Source organism: Escherichia sp. S10b (assembly GCF_028421345.1).
GTDB lineage: Bacteria > Pseudomonadota > Gammaproteobacteria > Enterobacterales > Enterobacteriaceae > ECMA0423.
In genome coordinates this window covers 1-1,447 of the sequence record NZ_JAHZSO010000111.1, presented here as the reverse complement: position 1 = coordinate 1,447, position 1,447 = coordinate 1, and the positions used below count along the sequence as shown (strand labels likewise).

The 1,447-nt window shown below is 57.4% G+C and carries 2 protein-coding genes; both read right to left on the bottom strand.

The window, feature by feature from the left end:
• The coding region (locus FTE26_RS08360; RefSeq protein WP_272457542.1) for a C40 family peptidase at positions 1-717 on the bottom strand (717 nt) is incomplete at its 3' end.
• A 5-nt stretch (positions 718-722) separates the two neighbouring features.
• Complete coding sequence (locus FTE26_RS08355) at positions 723-1,421, bottom strand: phage minor tail protein L (protein WP_001463420.1); 699 nt, start codon at positions 1,419-1,421, stop codon at positions 723-725.
• Positions 1,422-1,447: the final 26 nt, after the last annotated feature.

Genomic DNA, 1,447 nt, shown 5'->3' with positions numbered 1-1,447 from the left:
ATCGTTGCAAATCCCCGTAAAGGCAGATGCGTGCCATGCCCGGTGACGCCAGAGGGAGTGTGTGCGTCGCTGCCATTTGTCGGTATACCTCTCTCGTTTGCTCAGTTGTTCAGGAATATGGTGCAGCAGCTCGCCGTCACCACAGTAAATGGCGGCATGATTCGGCACCGATGAACCAAAACAGCACAGCAGCACATCGCCCGGCTGCGCCGCTGACAACGGCACCTGATACAGCCCTGTGGCCTCCAGATTATCCAGATAGAGATTCTGACCGTGACGCCACCAGTCATCCCCGCGATGAAAATCCGGCATCTCAATCCCCGCCAGATGATAAGCATCCCGGAACAGCGTGTAACAGTCCGTCACCCCGTGCTCAAAGCGCCGCCCGGTGAGATGCGGCACACTGCGGAATTTATGAATCTCACCCCGGCAGACCAGCCACCAAGGCAAATCGCTCTGCACCTGCAGCCGCCTGTCAGCCTCACTCAGCCAGGGCAGACCACCGGGGTGGCTGTGGACCAGCGCCACAATCTCACCCTGCATCTCTGCCCGCAGCCAGTCCTCCGGCGACATCCGGAAATACGCCTCCGGCTCACCGGAGATATTCACGCAGGGAAAATATCTTTCCCCCTCCGGCGTTCTCACCACGAAGCCGCACGATTCCGCTGGCGCACATCGCCGGGCGTGCGCCAGAATCGCTGATTCTGTCTGTGTCATGGGATTTACTGCGAAAGTTTGTTAATGGAAAGGAAGCCGCCAAAGTTGCCGACGTTATTGCGGAACTTACAACCGCTCAGGCATTTGCTACATTTATCCTTCGTGATATCGGACGTTGGCTGGTCATATTCATCCGCGACCGCCAGACCGTGATAACCGCACTCATCACCGCGATAGGTCCAGGTGCAGGTGTTGGCCAGCATGATACGTCCCGGAAAAACGGCACCGTCCGTTTCCGTCGGCGTGGACAGTACAAAAGAGGCACTCACCGCACTCAGTTCACTGCACTGCTCGATGCGCCAGCGGCTGATCACCTCCTGCTCCGGATCGGCGTCACTGTTTCCGTTGACGAAGTTCACCGCATCCAGAAAACGGGCGTAAACCTTACGCCGGACCACCGTTCCTCCGACCAGACTCTGCAGGTCTTCCGCCATCCCGGTGACCATGCCGTGCAGGTTAGAAACCGTCAGTGTCGGACGGGCAGCACTGCCCTTGCCGTTCAGTTCAAATCCCGTCCCCTGAATGGGATACGCCTGATACTGTCGCCCCTGCCAGGTGACCGGCTCACCTTTTTCGTTCTGCTCATTACAGAAAAAATAACGTTCTCCACCGACCACTGTCAGATCGATTTCCCAGAGCACCACCTGGGCTGACTGAGTGAGGCGTGTCGTCTCATGATGTGTTTCCTGTGGAATATCCTGCATCAGAGCCTCCTATGCCACGACCTGTT

Excerpts from the sequence above, each read along its gene's own strand:
- FTE26_RS08355 (WP_001463420.1), bottom strand. The coding sequence starts at position 1,421 with ATGCAGGATATTCCACAGGAAACACATCATGAGACGACACGCCTCACT.